The 16759-nt window shown below is 60.8% G+C and carries 23 protein-coding genes; 19 read left to right on the plus strand and 4 right to left on the minus strand.

All coding sequences use genetic code 11. The features are described from left to right. Positions 1–3 precede the first annotated feature (3 nt). The 6 genes from VI26_RS18075 (at position 4) to VI26_RS18100 (ending at position 6120) form a co-directional block, all read left to right on the plus strand. Positions 4–195 (plus strand): DUF2635 domain-containing protein, encoded by a 192-nt coding sequence (locus VI26_RS18075; protein WP_048411150.1) that lies wholly within the window; start codon positions 4–6, stop codon positions 193–195. Beyond that, positions 192–1688, plus strand: a complete 1497-nt coding sequence (locus VI26_RS18080; RefSeq protein WP_048411151.1) for a phage tail sheath subtilisin-like domain-containing protein — start codon at positions 192–194, stop codon at positions 1686–1688. The genes VI26_RS18075 and VI26_RS18080 overlap by 4 nt, the downstream gene beginning before the upstream one ends. Positions 1689–1745: 57 nt before the next feature. Next, positions 1746–2117 carry a phage tail tube protein gene (locus VI26_RS18085; RefSeq protein WP_048411152.1) on the plus strand — a complete coding sequence of 124 codons (372 nt, stop codon included), beginning with the start codon at positions 1746–1748 and terminating at the stop codon, positions 2115–2117. Next, positions 2114–2392 (plus strand): phage tail assembly protein, encoded by a 279-nt coding sequence (locus VI26_RS18090; protein WP_197081527.1) that lies wholly within the window; start codon positions 2114–2116, stop codon positions 2390–2392. Before VI26_RS18085 ends, VI26_RS18090 begins: the two co-directional genes overlap by 4 nt. Positions 2393–2536: 144 nt before the next feature. Beyond that, entirely contained in the window at positions 2537–4681 is a 2145-nt protein-coding gene (locus VI26_RS23375) for a hypothetical protein (RefSeq protein WP_053074499.1), read from the plus strand. Further along, positions 4678–6120 carry a DNA circularization protein gene (locus VI26_RS18100; protein ID WP_048411154.1) on the plus strand — a complete coding sequence of 481 codons (1443 nt, stop codon included), beginning with the start codon at positions 4678–4680 and terminating at the stop codon, positions 6118–6120. Before VI26_RS23375 ends, VI26_RS18100 begins: the two co-directional genes overlap by 4 nt. On the opposite strand, the gene VI26_RS18105 is transcribed toward VI26_RS18100, so the two are convergent. After that, entirely contained in the window at positions 6101–6406 is a 306-nt protein-coding gene (locus tag VI26_RS18105) for a hypothetical protein (RefSeq protein ID WP_156183946.1), read from the minus strand. The genes VI26_RS18100 and VI26_RS18105 overlap by 20 nt on opposite strands. Before the next feature lie 32 nt (positions 6407–6438). Here VI26_RS18105 and VI26_RS18110 point away from each other — a divergent pair, with 32 nt between their 5' ends. The 12 genes from VI26_RS18110 to VI26_RS23380 all read left to right on the plus strand — a co-directional run bounded on the left by VI26_RS18110 (position 6439) and on the right by VI26_RS23380 (position 14620). Then, positions 6439–7524, plus strand: coding sequence for a phage baseplate assembly protein (locus VI26_RS18110; RefSeq protein WP_048411156.1), 1086 nt, complete (start codon positions 6439–6441; stop codon positions 7522–7524). Beyond that, positions 7521–8129 carry a phage baseplate assembly protein V gene (locus tag VI26_RS18115; RefSeq protein ID WP_048411157.1) on the plus strand — a complete coding sequence of 203 codons (609 nt, stop codon included), beginning with the start codon at positions 7521–7523 and terminating at the stop codon, positions 8127–8129. Before VI26_RS18110 ends, VI26_RS18115 begins: the two co-directional genes overlap by 4 nt. 2 nt (positions 8130–8131) lie before the next feature. Then, positions 8132–8566: a phage GP46 family protein gene (locus tag VI26_RS18120; protein ID WP_048411158.1), complete on the plus strand. Its 435-nt coding sequence runs from the start codon at positions 8132–8134 to the stop codon at positions 8564–8566. Then, positions 8566–9702: a baseplate J/gp47 family protein gene (locus tag VI26_RS18125; RefSeq protein WP_048411159.1), complete on the plus strand. Its 1137-nt coding sequence runs from the start codon at positions 8566–8568 to the stop codon at positions 9700–9702. The genes VI26_RS18120 and VI26_RS18125 overlap by 1 nt, the downstream gene beginning before the upstream one ends. A 6-nt stretch (positions 9703–9708) precedes the next feature. Then, positions 9709–10308, plus strand: coding sequence for a YmfQ family protein (locus VI26_RS18130; RefSeq protein WP_048411160.1), 600 nt, complete (start codon positions 9709–9711; stop codon positions 10306–10308). Between the two features lie 7 nt (positions 10309–10315). Beyond that, positions 10316–11599 (plus strand): hypothetical protein, encoded by a 1284-nt coding sequence (locus VI26_RS24690; protein ID WP_156183947.1) that lies wholly within the window; start codon positions 10316–10318, stop codon positions 11597–11599. Positions 11600–11609: 10 nt separating this feature from the next. After that, positions 11610–12200 carry a hypothetical protein gene (locus VI26_RS24695; RefSeq protein WP_156183948.1) on the plus strand — a complete coding sequence of 197 codons (591 nt, stop codon included), beginning with the start codon at positions 11610–11612 and terminating at the stop codon, positions 12198–12200. Between the two features lie 66 nt (positions 12201–12266). Continuing rightward, positions 12267–12515, plus strand: coding sequence for a hypothetical protein (locus VI26_RS18140; RefSeq protein ID WP_048411161.1), 249 nt, complete (start codon positions 12267–12269; stop codon positions 12513–12515). Then, a complete protein-coding gene (locus VI26_RS18145) occupies positions 12512–13126 on the plus strand; it encodes a glycoside hydrolase family 19 protein (RefSeq protein WP_048411162.1) in 615 nt (204 codons plus the stop codon). The genes VI26_RS18140 and VI26_RS18145 overlap by 4 nt, the downstream gene beginning before the upstream one ends. 57 nt (positions 13127–13183) lie before the next feature. Next, positions 13184–13906 carry a hypothetical protein gene (locus VI26_RS18150; protein WP_197081528.1) on the plus strand — a complete coding sequence of 241 codons (723 nt, stop codon included), beginning with the start codon at positions 13184–13186 and terminating at the stop codon, positions 13904–13906. Further along, positions 13878–14096, plus strand: a complete 219-nt coding sequence (locus VI26_RS18155; protein ID WP_048411163.1) for a hypothetical protein — start codon at positions 13878–13880, stop codon at positions 14094–14096. The genes VI26_RS18150 and VI26_RS18155 overlap by 29 nt, the downstream gene beginning before the upstream one ends. A gap of 2 nt (positions 14097–14098) precedes the next feature. Then, a complete protein-coding gene (locus VI26_RS23380) occupies positions 14099–14620 on the plus strand; it encodes a hypothetical protein (protein ID WP_053074502.1) in 522 nt (173 codons plus the stop codon). Here VI26_RS23380 and VI26_RS24700 read toward each other — a convergent pair. The 3 genes from VI26_RS24700 to VI26_RS18165 all read right to left on the minus strand — a co-directional run bounded on the left by VI26_RS24700 (position 14598) and on the right by VI26_RS18165 (position 16287). Continuing rightward, entirely contained in the window at positions 14598–15599 is a 1002-nt protein-coding gene (locus VI26_RS24700; RefSeq protein WP_156183949.1) for a hypothetical protein, read from the minus strand. The genes VI26_RS23380 and VI26_RS24700 overlap by 23 nt on opposite strands. Then, the gene (locus VI26_RS25205; protein WP_255360823.1) at positions 15596–15724 is read right to left on the minus strand and encodes a hypothetical protein; all 129 of its coding nucleotides are present in this window, start codon (positions 15722–15724) and stop codon (positions 15596–15598) included. The genes VI26_RS24700 and VI26_RS25205 overlap by 4 nt, the downstream gene beginning before the upstream one ends. Positions 15725–15822: 98 nt before the next feature. Continuing rightward, positions 15823–16287, minus strand: a complete 465-nt coding sequence (locus tag VI26_RS18165; RefSeq protein ID WP_048411164.1) for a hypothetical protein — start codon at positions 16285–16287, stop codon at positions 15823–15825. Between the two features lie 136 nt (positions 16288–16423). Here VI26_RS18165 and VI26_RS18170 point away from each other — a divergent pair, with 136 nt between their 5' ends. Beyond that, positions 16424–16756 (plus strand): hypothetical protein, encoded by a 333-nt coding sequence (locus tag VI26_RS18170; RefSeq protein WP_048411165.1) that lies wholly within the window; start codon positions 16424–16426, stop codon positions 16754–16756. The last annotated feature ends 3 nt before the right edge of the window (positions 16757–16759 follow it).

A 16759-nucleotide genomic window follows, 5' to 3' on the forward strand; every position in this document is an offset into this window, starting at 1 on the left:
TCCATGTACGTCAAACCCAAGGACGGTTTCGCCATCCGCGACCCCGACCTGCTTGACCTGTTGCCGGCCGCCGGCCGGGAGGTGCCCGACACCGACTACTGGCAGCGCCGGCTGCGTGATGGCGATGTCGTGCAAGCGGCGCCGGAGGTTCCGGCCCAGTCCGCCACATCCGTCAAGAAAGGCGGTGACAAATGACCATCCCATTCAAGAACATTCCGCAGCAAATCCGGGTGCCGCTGTTCTATGCCGAACTGGACAATAGCCGCGCCAACACGGCGCAGGCCAACCAGCGCGCGCTGATCATTGGCCAGGTGACCGCGGCCGCCATCACGGCCGGCACGGTACCCAATGTCCCGGTGATCAGCCAGGGCGTGACCGATGCCCAAACAGTGGGTGGCCCCAACTCCATGCTGGCGCTGATGACCGCCTGGTATCGCAAGAACGACCAGTTTGGCGAAGTCTGGTATCTTCCGCTGGCCGATGACAGCAATGCCACCGCAGCCAGCGGCAGCATCACCATAGCCAGCGCGCCCACCGCCGGCGGCACGCTCTATCTGTACGTTGCCGGCATCCGTTACGCCATCCCGGTGCTGCCCACCCAAACGCCGGCGCAAATCGCAGCATTCATCGCCACCACTCTGTCCGCGGACGCGGGTTGTCCGGTGCAAGCCACCAACACGGCAAACAGCGCGCTGGTGACGATCACCGCAGTCAACAAGGGACCGTGCGGCAATGACATCGACCTGCGGCTGAACTACCTCGGCCCGATTGGCGGCGAAACCATGCCGGTGGGCCTCGGCGTGCAGATCACGGCCCTGACCGGCGGGGCCACCGCGCCCAGTCTGTCGGCGGCCTTGGCCAACCTGGGCGACCAGCCGTTCGACTTCATCGTCTGCCCGTACAACGACACCACCAGTCTGTCGGCCCTGCAGCAGTTCATGAACGATCAAACCGGTCGCTGGAGCTACGCCAAGCAGCTGTACGGTCACGTGTTCACCGCTCTGCGCGGCACGCTGGGCGCGCTGACCACCTTCGGCGTCACCCGCAACAATCAGCATGAAACCGTGATGGGCTTCAACGACAGCCCGACGCCGAACTGGCTGTTGGCGGCCGCGCTGGGCGGAGCCGTGGCGGTGAGTACGCGCGCCGACCCGGCCCAGCCCTTGCAAACAGTGCCGCTGGCCGGCGTTCTGGCGCCGCCGGTTCAAAGCCGTTTCCAACTGACCGACCGCAACACCTTGCTGTACGACGGCATCAGCACCTTCACGGTGGCCCAGGATGGCACGGTCGCCATCGAGAACCTGATCACCACCTACCAGAAGAATGCGTTCGGCAACCCCGACAACAGCTACCTGGAAGTGGAAACGCTGCATACCCTGGCCTACGTGATGCGATTCCTGCGCACCATGGTCACCAGCAAGTATGCCCGGGTAAAGCTGGCCGCCGACGGGACCCGCTACGCCCCAGGCTCCAACATCGTGACGCCCTCCATCATCAAGGGCGAACTGGTGGCCGCGTACCGGCAGTTGGAGTCGCAAGGGCTGGTGCAGAACGGCGACGCCTTCAAGTCCGGCTTGGTTGTGCAGTTGGACCCCAGCAACCCGGGCCGCGTCAATGTGCTGTTCCCGCCGACGCTGATCAACCAGCTGCGCATCTTCGCGCTGCTCAACCAATTCCGGCTGCTGTAAGCCGCCACGCAATGGAGCGCTGCCTTTGGGCAGCGTTTCGCATTTCTGGGAGCAAACATGGCAGTAGACAACACTTACCTGCTAGCCGGCACCTGCCAGTTGAGCGTCAATGGCACCTCGTATCTGGTGGCCGGCGACTTCGGCTACAGCCCGGCCAAAGTCAAACGTGAAACGCTGACCGGCAAGGACGGCGTGCACGGCTACAAGGAAGAGCCAGTGCCCGGCTATATCAAGGCCAAACTGCGCGACAGCGGTGGCCTGACCGTCGCTCAACTCAACCAGATGACCAACGTCACCGTCACCCTGCAGCTGGCCAACGGTAAAAACATCGTGGGACGCAACATGTGGACGGTGGAATTCCCTGAAGTCGATTCGGTGGAAGGCACCATCGATGTGAAATGGGAAAGCGCCAGCGTCGAGGAGGCATGATGGTGGACGAAAACAAACCTGAAGTGCCGGATGAGCTGACGTTGACGCTGCGCAAGCCGATTGATTTCGGCGGCGAACAGATTCACGTTCTGGAGTTGCGCGAGCCGACGCTGGACGAGTTGGAGAAATTCTCCAAGGAGTACCAGAAGAACGGCCATATCGCGGGCAGCAAGTTTCTGATCTCGCTGGTCAGCGGCCACCCGGTGGCTGCCATTGGCCGTATCGGCGCGCGCGATTACAAGGCCGCCGAGGAGTACCTGGCAAATTTTGTCTGATCGCCCCAGAAGGCGCCTTGCCATCCAACTGGATGGATATCGTGGCTGAGGTCACCCGGTTTTACAGCTGGGGGCCTCATGATGCCTGGGGCCTAACCTGGTCGCGCCTGAACTGGTGGCGATCGCAAATGCTGAGGATGTGTGATGGCGGGAACTGACAATCAATTTCGGATCCGCATCACCGCGGACGACCAGGCCGGCCCGATTATCCAGAAGCTGGAAGGCCGGCTTGGAAAGTTCGCCGCCAAAATGGCGCTTGGCAAGAAGGTCGACGACCTGTCCAAATCCCAGCTTGAGCAGCGCGTCACCCAGCGCTTTGAGGGCTTGGCCAAGAAAATTCAGTCCGTTGGCAGCGCGCTGGGCAATACCGCCAGCAACCTGTCGGCGCCGGTGTCGGCCATCGCCGGCGGCGCCATTGTTGCCGGCATCACCGCCTCCGCCAGCAGCTGGGCCAGCTATGGCAACTCCGTGCTGCGAACCGCGCAAATGACCGGGGTGGGCACCGATGAGCTGCAAAAGCTGCGTGGCGCCGCCAAGCTGGCCGGCATCGAAGCCGAGCAATTGGACGGTGGCATTGGATCGCTGGGCACCACGCTCAATGATGCGGCCAATGGCCGCAATATGGCCGCGCTGGCCATGCTCAACCGCCTGGGCATCACAATCCGCCGCACCAAGGATGGTGCGATCGATACCTCCGCCGCGCTGAAGGACTTGTCGCAGGTGATGGCAAACGACAAGATGTCGCCGCAAACCAAGGCGATGATCGCCGGCCAATTCGGCGTTCAAGGCTTGATGCCGATGCTGATGGATGGGCGCAAGAAGTTGGAAGACGACATGCGCAAAACCGAGCAGATGGGCGCCGTCCAATCGCCGGAGAAGCTGAAAGAGGCAGACGCGGCCAAGCGCAGCGAACGTGAAGCCGGCCTGGGGCATCAGCGCGCCAGCAACTGGCTGGGCGATTATGTGGGCCCGATCTACGGCAAGATTATGGAGGGCGCAGCCAAGATGCTATCGGAGCATCCCGGCATGACGCTGACCGGCGTGGCCGGCGTGGGACTCGGCGGCGCATGGGCGGTCAAGAAGGTGATGTCCAGCCTAGGTGAACGGCTGATCGAGTCCGTGGCCACCAACCTCGGCAAGGCGGTCGCCGGCGAAGCTACCGCCGCGGCAAGCCAATCCGCGGCCAAGGCCGGCCTGGACAAAATCACCCGCGCGACGCTGCCCTTCTTTGGCGAGCTCGCGAGCCGCATCTCTCTGGGCCTGAGCTTGCTGTTGCAATCCGACGAGCTGAACGTCGGTGAAAACGCGATGGTGCAGGCCAATCAAAAGCGCTATGGCATTGGCTCGAGAAGCTGGCATGGGCTGGACCTGCAAAGCAAGGAATTCGCTGACCTGAAGGCCGATGCGAAAAAGGCATACCAGCCCACGCTTGAGTTCGGAGATGAGAAAGCGCTTGAGTATATGAAGCGTTACATCAAAGAGAACCCGAATGCCAAGCCAGCAGGATGGACGGAAGATGAGGAGGCCCCCGCCACGCCCGGCCAGAAGCTGAAGCAGGCGGCGCAGCCGGCACTCCCGCAGAAGGCGCAGAGCACAAAAGCCATGCCGCGCGGGATCCGCAACAACAACCCAGGCAACCTGCAGTTTGTTGGCCAGGCCGGCGCAGTTAAAGAAGGCGGCGCTGGCGGCCGGTTTGCCGTGTTCGATTCACCGCAAGCCGGGCTAGATGCCATGGCGAAGCAGCTCAAGCGCTACTCCAACTCTGGGCTTAATTCTGTCAGTGACATTGTGCAGAAATGGGCCCCAAGTTCCGAGAACAACACAGCGGCCTATGTGTCGGCAGTGGCTAAGCGCATGGGGGTTGGCGGTAGTCAGGCGCTGGACATGAGCCGGCCTGAGGTGATTCGATCGTTGATGGATGCCATGATCGTTCACGAGAATGGCAACAATCCATATTCCCAGAAGATGCTGGAAGCCTCTGCCGCGTCGGCTGCGACATACTCAGGAAGGTCCGGAAGCGGAAAGGCGGTCAAGCCCTTGGCCTCTCCTGTAGCGGCCGCCTCCTCGGCCGCCACGAGCAATGCCGCGGTAGTGGAGCCTTCGCAGAAAATGCTGCTTGAGCAGCTGAAGTCGCTGCAAGACGCAGTCACCAAACTTTCCGACATGAAGGTGCAAGTGGCTGTCAGCGGCCTTCCGGCCGGCGCGCGCGCCACAGCAACGGGAGGTCCTGCGGTGGCGAGCAATACCCCGCGATACAGCTACCCGATGCCGGAGATGATAACGCCATGAGTTTCCAAGACGTCCTGAACACTGTCAGCCGAGCCGCCGGCGCGCTGGATGGCGTTGTCTCCGCTGCCGGCCAGTTGACCAATGCGCTGGGGCTGGGTGGCCAGTCCTACTGGGACCAACTGCGCCCGGCCAGCTATCGCGGCATTCCGTTTGCGGTGCTAGCCTCCGATGGGGAGTTCGGTCGCCGGCTGGCCGAGCACGAGTATCCCAACCGCGACGTGCTGTGGGTCGAGGATATGGGCCGGCGCGGCCGGCGCATCAATATGATCGGCTTCCTGGTTGGCGACGATGTCATCAGCCAGATGCAGCAGATGATCGCCGCCGCCGAGCAGGAGGGGCGCGGCGAGCTGGTTCACCCGACGCTGGGCACGCTCTATGTCAGCCTAGGCCCGATGCGTGTGTCCGAGCGCTGGGACCAGGGCCGCTATATCGAGTTGTCGATGCAGTTCATCGAGGCCGGCGACCGGGAGTTCCCGGGAGAGCAACAGGACACCGCCAGCTGGCTGCGCGACCTGGCGGACCAGGCCGGCCTATCAGTTGAGGCTGATTTCGTTGCCGGGCTGATCAACCAAGTGAAGCAAGGCGTCGCCGTGGTGCAAGCCGTGGTCAATGTCGCCGCGCAATGGGTCACTCGGATCAATCAGGTGGTCAATGCCGCCAAGAGCATTTACAACTCGGTTGCTGGCATTGCGGGCCAGTTGCAGCGGATGGATAGCTTTGCCAATCGCTACGGTGATCCGCGCGGGGTGGCTGCGCCCAGCAGCCCAACCCCCTCGCCCACCCGCCGCGCAGTCGCTGCCAGTGCCGTGCAGCGTCAAACCGTCTCGGTGGCCGCTGGCGCCGTGGCAACAGCCGCTGGCCGACTGGGTGCTCAGGCATCCGCCATCCAGCCGTTGCCGACCGCGGTAACGCAATCGGTTCAGGCTCTATGTGCGTCCTGCATCAGCCCCATGGACGCAATCAATGTGCTGACCGCCCTGCATCAGATGCCGATGCCGCAAAACGTCGACACCTCGCCAATGGGGAAAGCCATGACCACGGCCCAGCAACTGACTGTGACCATGATGCGCCGCGCGTCGGTCATTGGCGTATGCCGATCGGTCGCCGACTATCAGCCGGTCAGCTATGACGACGCGGCGGCATTGCGGGCGCGGGTTGCTCTGCTAGTGGAAAACGAGGCGGTAGCAGCTGCGGATGCGGGGGATATGGCCAGCTATCTGGCGTTGCGCAATTTACGCACTGCGGTGGTGGCGGATTTGACGGCAAGAGGCGGGTCGTTGGCGCGAATCACGCAAGTGGCGATCCCGCAGCCGATGCCATCGATGGTGCTGGCCCAGCGGCTGTATCGTGACCCAGCGCGCGCAACGGAACTGGCGAAACAAGCCGGCGCCATCCATCCGCTGTTCATGCCGACGCAGTTCAACGCGCTGGCTCAATAGAGGCTGGGTCCGGCATGGGGTAGGTGATGTTCTTGTACTTCTCGGCTTGCTGCTTTGACCACTTCTCGCGCATCTGCGGCGTGATCCCCTCCTCGCTCCATCTTTGCCCTTTGGGGACCACCTTCTTCTGGCAGTAGAACGTTGAGGGGTGGCCAATATTGTTGTTGTGGATCACCCAGCGAGGGCCGGCCTGCTGACATTCGGCCTCGGTCTTATAGAGGCCCTGCGGCACCACGCCGCCTTGCCAGCCGTCGGCCATCACCATTACCAACAAAAATCCAATCATTGCGGCCTCCGTCATGACATCGAGTTGAGAGTATGGACGATCTTACCCTGGTTACCAATGGACAACGCATATCGGGATGGACATCGATCACCGTCGTCCGCGGAATTGAGCGGTTTCCATCAGGCTTCAATATCAGCATGACCGAGCGCTTTCCCGGGGAGTTTGGGAAATTGCTGCTCTATCCCGGTGATCCGGTGCAGGTGCTGCTGGGCACCGATGTGGTGGTGACTGGGTATGTGGATGATTTTACACCCACGCTGAATGCGTCGACTCACTCCATCGCCGTGAGCGGGCGCGGCAAATGCCAGGACCTGGTGGACTGCAGCCATTTCTACCAGGGCTGCCAGATGACCAACATCACCCCGCTGGCGATGGCCATCAAGCTGGCCACACCATACGGTATCGATGTGACATCCGACGTGGGCGCCGGCGCGGCGGTCCCGGTGTGGCAACTGCAATGGGGCGAGACCCCATACAACATCCTGGAGCCGGTGGCGCGCAACAGTCAGATGCTGGTTTACGAAAACCCTGACGGTTCACTGCGTCTATCGCAAGCCATGCGGCAGGCCGCCGGCCAGCGTTATCCCGTTGTCGCCGAGGGCGTAAACATTGAGTCCATCACTATGCGCTGGTCCATGGCGCAGCGGTTCAGCCAATACATTGGCCGCAGCCTGCCAATGGACACGATGAGCGATGCCGGCACGGGGCCGGATGTGATTGCGATCGTCACGGATCCAGGCGTGCCGCGCCTACGCGTGCGCAGCATCATTGCCGAAACCGGGGACACTACCGACTACCAGATCACAAAAGCGAGGACCAACTGGGAAGCAGCGCGCCGCGCCGGCCGAAGCCTGCAAGCAACGGTGACTGTGGATAGTTGGCGCGACGATGCCGGCAATCTGTGGCAGCCCAACACAATAGTGACGTTGACCGCGCCGACGGTGCATGTGCCACGCGTCAACTGGCTGGTATCGGATGTGACTTATCGGCGTGACGCCACCGGCACGCACGCTGATTTGGTGCTGATGCCGCCGGAGGCTTTTTCGGTACAGCCGGTGAACCTGTTCCCTACTCAGCGCGATGTTGTCGCCGGCGTAGCCAATGGAGGCAAGCCATGATTCAGCAAATTGAGCGCCTGGCACGCCGTGTCTGGATGTTGCTGGGGCGCGGCCGCATGTCGGCGCCGGCCAACGACGCAGGACCCATCCAAATCTTGCAAGTGCAGCTTGGCAAAGACGAAACACGAGACCATCTGCGCCGCGCGGCTGAGTTCGGGTTTACCAGTCACCCCCCGGTAGGCACGGACGCCATCGTCCTGTTTCCGCAAGGGGACCTCAACAACGGCGTGGTAGTGGCTACCAATCATCAGGGCAGCCGGATGAAGGGGCTGCAACCGGGCGAAGTAGCGATCTTCGATAACCAGGGGCAGTCGGTCTATTTGACCCGGGCCGGCATCGTGATTAATGGCGCCGGCCTGCCGCTGACCGTGAATAACACGCCGACAGTGACGGTCAATGCGGCAACCAAGGTCCAGCTGAACACACCCGAACTGGATGTCAGTGGGCAGATCAAGGCTGGCGGCGACATCACCGACAACGCCGGCAGCAATGCGCACTCCATGGCGCAGATGCGCGCCATCTACAACGGCCACAACCACCCGGTGCAAAACGTTCAGTCCGGCAGTTCGACCATCACGACCAACGCGCCCAACCAACAGGAATAGGCATGGATATCTCCACAATCTGGGTGGCCGGCACGCATGGCGACTGGGCCCAAGCGGGGCCAGGACTGCTATCAGGCAATGACCTGCAGTCCGCCATCCTGATCAGCCTGTTCACTGATCGCATTGCGGGTCCGGATGACGCTGTACCTGATGGCAGTGGCGACCCGAGAGGCTGGTGCTTGGACGATGCGAAGCCGATCGGTTCTCGGCTTTGGCTGCTGCAACGCGCCAAACAAACCCGAGAGACAGCCAACCGCGCGCGCGACTATATCGTCGAGGCCCTGCAATGGCTGATTGATGACGGAGTGGTGGCCAAATTCGATATCACTGTGCAGTGGGTTGCGGCCTCCACGCTGGGCGCCCAGGTAGTGGCCTACAACAGCTCAGGCGCGCGGACTCCGCTGCAATATAAGTGGGCCTGGAACGGAGTGAACTGATGCCCTATGCAAAACCAACACTGACTGCACTGCGCCAGCAGGTGGCGCAGGATATTGCCGCCACCGTGCCCGGAGGCGATGGCCTGTTACGGTTCAGCAACCTGGGTGTAATGTCCGCCGCGCAGGCAGCTATGGCCTATGGGCATTACGACTACATCGACTTCGTCGCAACGCAGGCCACGCCATGGACAGCTACTGGGGAGTTTTTGCAGGGCTGGGGGGCGATGAAAGGGGTTTACATCAAGCCGGCCGCCGTAGCCAGCGGCACCGCCACTTTCCCGGGGCAAGTCAACAAAACATTGCCGGCCGGCACACTGATCAATCGTGGCGATGGCCAGCAATATGCCGTCACCAGCGACGGCGCGGTCGGATCGAGTGGCACGGTAACCGTTCCAATCGCCGCCGTTGCTGACCCGGCTGGTTTGGTTGGCGCTGTAGGTAATACCCCTGCCGGCACTCTCCTCTCGCTGGCTCAGTCCGTCCCTGGCATTCAGGCTTCCGGCTCCGCCGCCACGGCGCTGACTGGCGGCGCGGATCTTGAAGATGACGAAGCGTATCGCGCCCGCGTCCTGGCCGCATACCAGTCAACCCCGCAGGGTGGCGCGCAAAATGACTACATCACTTGGGCCTTGTCTGTACCTGGAGTCACGCGAGCATGGTGCGCGCCGAATGGATTCGGCGCCGGCACGGTGGTGGTGTACGTCATGCTGGACGGCGCGGAATCCGCAAATGGTGGGTTTCCGGTGGGAAGTAATGGGGTATCCCAATTTGACCAGGGGCCGGGCGGCGCGCCGCGCGGCGTGGTGGCGACGGGGGATCAGCTCGTGGTGGCCAACGCCATCGCGCCATTGCAACCTGTGACTGCGCTGGTTTACGTGGTGGCACCCATTGCTCAGTCCGTGCCGTTCACCATCAAGGGGGTGCCGCTCGCGTCGCAAGCAGCCGTCAGCTTGGCGATAGCCGGAGTTTTCTTTCAGTACGGCAAGCCTGGTGGCACCATCCCGCTCCAGCTCCTCTGGTCCGCTATCGCCACGGTTTCCGGCGTAAGCGATTTTATCGTGGTCTCCCCGGCCGGCTCCGACATCGCCAGCCCAGTAGGCAATTTGCCTGTGTTGGGCACCATAACCTGGCAGTGAGGTTCTATGCCGCTACCCAATTACACCGCCCTGGATTACCAGGGCGCGCTGCAGCGCTTGCTGCCGCGCGGACGGGTGTGGCCGCGTGAGCCGGATGCCATGCAATCCAAAGTGGCGCTGGCGCTAGCTCAGGTGTACGGCCGCACTCATAGCCGAATCAACAATCTGCTGGTGGATGCGTTCCCCGCATCATCAACAGAGCTGCTGCCTGAGTGGGAAGCGGCGCTGGGCCTGCCGGATCCTGTACTGGGAATTGCAGCCACGATGACCGGGCGGCGCCAGCAGGTTGTCGCCAAGCTGACGGCGACAGGCGGCCAGACCGCCGCTTACTACCAGTCAGTGGCCGCTGGCTTGGGGTTTTCCATTGCCGTCACCAACTACGCGCCATTCCGGTGCGGGCAAAGCGGCAGCGGCCAGGCGGTTGGTTCGGTGGATTGGCACCATACTTGGTCCATCACCGCTGCCAGCAACACCATAAACCACTTCGCCGCCGGCGCCAGTGCATCAGGCGAACCGCTTTCTGTTTGGGGAAATGCCATTCTGCAGTCCATTCTGCAGCGCATTGCACCAGCTCACTCCATCCTGCAGTTCAGATACTCAACGTGAGGAAACCATGTTCCAGATCGACAACTCTACCGCGGCCACGACACTGCCTGCCATATCAAACCCGGGAACTCCGGGTTTTTTTACGGACGGCAATCCGGTAACAGGTCAGGCGCCGACCATTGTCCCTGCAGAGTGGTTCAACACTGTCATGATGGAGTTGTGTAATGCGGTAAGCGCAAGCGGACAAACCTTGACTAAAGGGAAACTGAATCAACTTGCGCTAGCAATTCAATCGCAAGGGGCCCCTTTTGCGATGGATACCGGCACAGCCAACAATTACGTTGTCAATTTCACGCCAGCATTTACCGCGCGCACCGAAGGCCAAGTAATCCGCTTCAAGGCCAAAACAGCAAACACGGGCGCCAGCACGCTGAATGACGGCATCGGAGCGGCGCCATTGGTGGGCGGGGCGCATTCTGCCCTGCAGGGCGGTGAGATTGTTGCCAATGGCGATTGCTGGGCTCAGTGGAATAGCTCTGTTGGCGGTTCGGGCTCTTACATCCTGCTGTTTTGCACTGGTGCACCGGAGCAAATCGCAAACGCAACGCAGAGCAAACACGCCCTGCCGCTCGCTCAAGCGAGCGGATTATTTGCCACAATAAACAACCCAACATTTAACGGACCAATAAATTCGCAAATTACGGAGGGCGGTAGTTCCGCATATCAATTGGTGTCTAGGTTCATGGGTACTGGTATTGCAGGAATATCCAGCCCAGGCGGGTACAGCTTATATTACAAATCTGGTGTTGGATCATCCAATAAATCAGGAGAATTATTATCCGTTAGGTCACTAGATACCGCTACAGGTGAGTCGCCTGATTTGATGACGTTTGGTGGAGATGGAACGATAACACTAGCAATGGCCCCGTCGTTTCCGGCCGGCACCCTACCAGGAAATCCCGTTATTAACAGTAGTGTTGCCACGTCCTCGACAGACCCGTCCGGCAGTTCGAACACAGCGAACCCAGCATCGACCAGCTGGGTAAGAAATGCGATGTCATCCATTGCAACAGCTGCCGGGTTTGCAGCGTCGTTTGGAGCAAATGGGTATATTAAATTCCCGACCTGGCTGGGTGGCTGGGTTGTGCAATGGGGGGCATTGAGCGTCACTACGACAATAACAAACTACAACTTCCCGACGGCATTTCCAAACGGGTGCTTAGTTGTGGTTGGCTCACCCACGCCCAATAGCTTGCAAACTATGGGGTTTTCACCATTATCGAAAACTCAATTTTCTGCGGCCACAACTCAATACAATCCCGGCGCCTATTATATTGCGTTCGGTTATTAAAGGAGCGGGCATGCTATTTTCTGTTTCAGCTCAAAAGACCGGTTCCGGATTTTATTTTGACAGCGATGAATCCGCACCGGCTGATTCATTTCCGGTATCGAACTCTGACTATGCCACTGCGATCAATTTGAATGACGGTTCTACTTACACGTTTTCTCCACCGGCAGGAAAAGCAAAGTTCGGGGTAATTTCGATTACCCCCGCAGTAGCGCTGACTAATGCGCAGCTACTGACTCAGGCGCAGGATACTCAGCTGAAAATTTTGCAGACAGCGTGTCAGTCCGCAATCACGTCAGGGTTCACGTCTACTGCGTTGGGTGCGTCGAATTTCTATGGTTCTCTGCAAACCGATCAGCTCAACTTGCAGACCATGTTTGCCGCAAGCCAGTCCAGCAGTCCGCCGGCGGCGTATTTCATCTACTGCAGCCTGGCACCGATGCAAAACCCTCCCCTGGTTCAGCACACCCAGGCGCAGATGCTGCAGGTGCTGGCAGATCTGAACGCATGGCGCACGGTGCAGCAGCAGAAATACGCGGCGTTGGTTCAGCAGGTGCAGGCAGCAAAAACGGTTACCGCCGTCCAGGCCGTTGTCTGGTCGTAGAGCAGGAAGAACAGCCCATCAATACGCCCGCCGCGTGCGGGCATTTTTGCGCCCATAGGAGGGCCAATGGACCCATGGCAAATGCTAACCAGCGTGCTGGCGATGTTCTCGGCGGCGCTCGGTTGGTGGCTTATCAGCCTGCACAACCGGCATGAAAAGCTGCGTGCCGACCACGAGGAACTGCGGGTGCGAGTGGCTGAGCGATACCTGCAGAAGGACGAGCTGCGCGAGCTGATCGACGACATGAAAAAGGACATCCACACGCTGATCCAGTCATTGCGGGACGAGCTGCGGAGCTACAGGGGGCAGAGATGAATTTGACCATCGCGATCATCACCGCGGGCACCGGCGCACCGGCTGCACGCGCTGCGGCATGGCTGCCGCATCTGCAGGCCGCATGCGAAGCGCACCAGATCAACACCCGGCAGCGGCTGGCCGCATTCCTGGCGACCATCGGCGTCGAGAGCGCCGCTCTATCCGCCGTGGTGGAAAACCTCAACTACAGCGCGAAGGGGTTGCTCGCCACCTGGCCCAAACGGTTCACCGCCGCAACAGCCACCGCTGCAGCCCGTCAGCCTCAGGTCATTGCGAACATCGTCTATTGCAACCGGATGGGCAATGGGGCTCCAGCCAGCAACGACGGCTGGCGCTACCGCGGGCGCGGTCTGATCCAGATCACTGGCAAAGATGGCTATACGGCCGCCGGCGCCGCTCTTGGCCTTGATCTGGCTGGACACCCAGAGTTGCTGGAACAGCCGGCGAACGCCGCAAAGTCAGCGGCTCACTGGTGGGAAGCCAACGGCTGCAACCAGTTGGCCGACACCGGCGACATGGCCGTGGTGACCCGCAAGGTCAACGGCGGCACGAATGGACTGGCCGAGCGAAAGGCCCTATACGCTGCCGCGCTGCGCGCCATCCCCGCCTGAGCATAACAAGCATCAAACGCCAGCCGCGAGCGGGCGTTGCTATTTCAGGAGCAGCAAATGGAAAAATGCAAACACGGCCTGGACATCGAAAAGCCATGCAGTTGCTGCGTGGGCGAGTCCATGCAGACGATGCCTGCTGTTGATCTCCACCAGCGCATGGTCGAGTTGGCCAAGGGCGTGCTGGCGCCGGCCAATGAGCATGAACACGTCGACACCCTGAGCGAGGACGTCTACTACCCGGATCACCCGCCGCGCACGGAATCGGCGACATTCCGGGCGACCAAGCGTGCCGGCCATGCCACTAAGCTGCCCTGCGCGATATCCGGCCACACCGAAGGAACCGAATACCACCACTTGGCCATCGAGTGGGCGTTTACCGGCGGCGTTGATTGGCGCGTGGTCAAAGGCGTTGCCACCGGAGAGATCGCACAGCTGCCGGTGCTGGATCTGGACACCGACCAGCCGACCGGCAAGACCTTCGCAGCCACGGATTCCCTGCTGTGGGCGCTGTGCAAGCTGGCCGAGATCCGCGGCTTCGACTGGCACGCATTCGACCCGGCCAAGCCGGAGCTGTTCGTAGACAGCATCCAGAACATGCTGGTGCTGCACAGCAAGTTCCACCGCCACAAGAACCACGGCATCCATGCGTTGAGCTTCCCTGTCTGGATCTTCCAGGCCTTCCCGCGCGTGCCAGGCTTCGTCTTCTCTGCTGACGAACTGCTTGCCGCGCATACCAACAAGGAGACGAGCCATGACGGCCCTTTTGAAAAAGCTGCTTGAAGCCATCACCGGCGACGACAACGTGACGCTGGAGCCAGCCTATTGCTGGGGCGCAGTGTTCGCGCTGGCCGGCCTGGGTCTGCAAATCTACTGCACCGTCACCGGCAAGACATTTGACCTGCAGGGCTACGGAATCGGCGCAGCGGCGATGCTGGCCGGCCTAGGTCTGGGCAAGAAGCTGGGGAGTTGAGCATGTGGTTACTGCTGCTGAGGAATTGGAAGCTGCTGGCCGGCCTGCTGCTGGCCGCTGGGCTGGCCGCCGCCGGCTGGCACTACCGCCAAGTGCTGGCCGAGCGCGATGTCGCAGCCCAGCGCGCGGAGATGGCGGAGCGGGTTGCGGCCGGCGAGAAGGCAGCCAGGGTGAAGGAGCAGGAAACCGCACGTAGCGACAACGCTGCCGCAGAGGCATATCAGGAGGGATTGGAAAATGGGAAAGTGGAACTTCAAGGGGCTGTTGCTCGTCTGCGCGCTCAGCTCCGGATGCGCGACCAACAGCTCGCCGCCGCCGGTAGCTATCTGCCCGACGCTTCCGCCGGCGCCGGTGGCCGTGATGGAGAAGCAAGCGCCGAATTTTCTGGAGCGCAGCGAGAAAAACTTGCAGCAGCTCTTGAGCGATTTGGGGTTGAGCAGTACTCAATCGCCGGCGACGCCAACAAAGCGGCCGGCCGGCTCAACGCCTGCCAGGTGATCCTCAACTCGGATCGCGCGCGGTAAGGCCGTGGCAAACCGCCAGCCAAATGTGATGCCTGACCGGCAGTGACAGCGGTTGCTGGGCTCTGCCGGGGGTAAACCATTTCTGCAGCCGGCTGACGGACCACAAGCATATTTCAGACAGAACTGCGTGGGTCAGGGGCCGGCCATAGACAGCCTGGTAATGGGATGACATCGCGCGGTAGAAGTCTGGTTGGGTCAGCGTCTTGACGTGGCCCCACTTCGGCACTCCCTGCCGATCCTTGGTCGCCGCAGCTTTTTTAGGTTTGCGGTAACGGGGAATCCCCATCTTGCGCCGTTTCCAGAAAACGGCAATGGCATCCACCCCCATTTGCTGAGCGATATCCGTATCTGGAACTTTGCCCAACAAATTTAGTACAGCTTGCGGCCATTCTATTGGGGTGTTCTGGCTTTGCCTGGCTGGAATGCCCAAATGCTTACGGCGATATTTGACCGCTGCATAGGGCACTCCAAGCCTCACTGAAATGTCCCTATCGCTGGCCGCGCCAAGCATAGCATCCATCTCGGGCGTCCAAACGGTTTGCGGCGCGCTGGCCGCGATTCCTAGTCGCATGCGTTGCGCTCTTACTGCTGCTTGCGACCGGCCCAGCATTTTCCCCAAACCGGCGTCCGGCATGGTTCCCAATAGAGCTATCTGCTCTTTTGTCCACGGACGATGATCTACTTGTATCGTGGCAGGAATCCCAAGACCGGCACGCTTTCTTCTGACGGCTTCTACGCTTATGCCTTTCCGTTTTGCAGCTACAGCATCAGGCACCTTTCCGAGCGCAGCCAATTCATCCTCCGTCCATTGCACAGGGCTAACCGGGCGGTGCCTATCACCCGACAGGCCTTCGCTATTGGCTTTTGCGCGGATGGCCGACGCCGAACGCTTCAATAGTGCCTGCAGTTCTTTCGCCGGCATGCGGCGGTAGTGCTTTTTGAGGAGGGCTATTTCAACTGACGTCCAGGCTTCCTTCATTCCTGTTCACCGTCTGGCGGCGTGGCCGCGTCGATCTGGCCGCTGAGCCAGTCCATGCCCAGTGCCCGAAGCTTGTCCCAACGCTCCGGGGTCAGACGGATGCTACCGGACTTTGCTGGATTCACCGAGGACTTGCGGCCGGCTCCGGGGCGCGCGCCACCATGATGGGGTACACCCGCTACATCGCTTGTTCCGCGATGGCTCCCAAGGGGATGACTGGATTTCATGCCGCTACCTCTTTCAAATCTTGCTCATGGCCCAGCATATCCACCATGTAGCTTGCGCCTTGTTCGTCGGACACGCGCACCGCGCGGAAGCCCAGCAGAGCGGCGGCGCGGGCGGTGGCGTGCTGGATGTCCCAAGAGGCGTCGCCCAGGTCCTCCGGTTCTACGTTGGATTCGATGTCGTAGATGGATTTGGACTCGTCGATCAGCGCCGTGGCGGCGTCTTCGTCGATGTCGTAGCGGGCGGCCACTTCAGCAACCAAGCTGTCCAGCTTGGCAGCGTCTTCGTGATAGAACAGCTCGCCAGCGCCGATGCATTCCGATTCGCCCAACTCGATGCAGTAAGCCTTGTAGCTGCCGGCGGTCATTGTGTAAACATGGCTGGAGAAGAACAGGAACGAGCCATAGCGACCGCTGCCATTGATGCTGGTGATAGTGCTAGGCGAAGTGTGAAACAGTTCCATTTTCTGCTCCGTGTGGCGTTTTGTTATTTGAATTATGTGTTACGTTATTCAAGTAGGCAAGAACTAAATCGCCAGGCCAGGATAAAAGTTGCATTGACGCCACTATGCTGGAATCTGGCCACAACCGGATTCCAGCATGCCCCCCGAAGAAATCCTTGAACGCGCCGCTGCGGCGTTCGACCACCTGGGCCGGAGCAAAACCTTAACCCTCGGTCAGGGCGCGCGGATTGTCGCGTCGTTCCGAGGCGTTGAGCCGCTGAGTGGCGACCTGTTCCCTGCCGACGCGCGGCAGCTTGAGTTGGCGACGTGGATGCTGATGCTGATCTGTGAGACGGATAGACTGCTGGAAAGGTATCGCGGCCTTGGATTGCCCGGGCAGCTGAAAATGGCAGAGGTGCCTTTGCTGCAGAACGCGGTCAAAGAAAGGTATCATGAGGTGATAGGTGGCAAGCCGGCGAAGCCATATTGATAG

The organism is Chromobacterium sp. LK1 (assembly GCF_001043555.1).
GTDB classification, from domain to species: domain Bacteria; phylum Pseudomonadota; class Gammaproteobacteria; order Burkholderiales; family Chromobacteriaceae; genus Chromobacterium; species Chromobacterium aquaticum.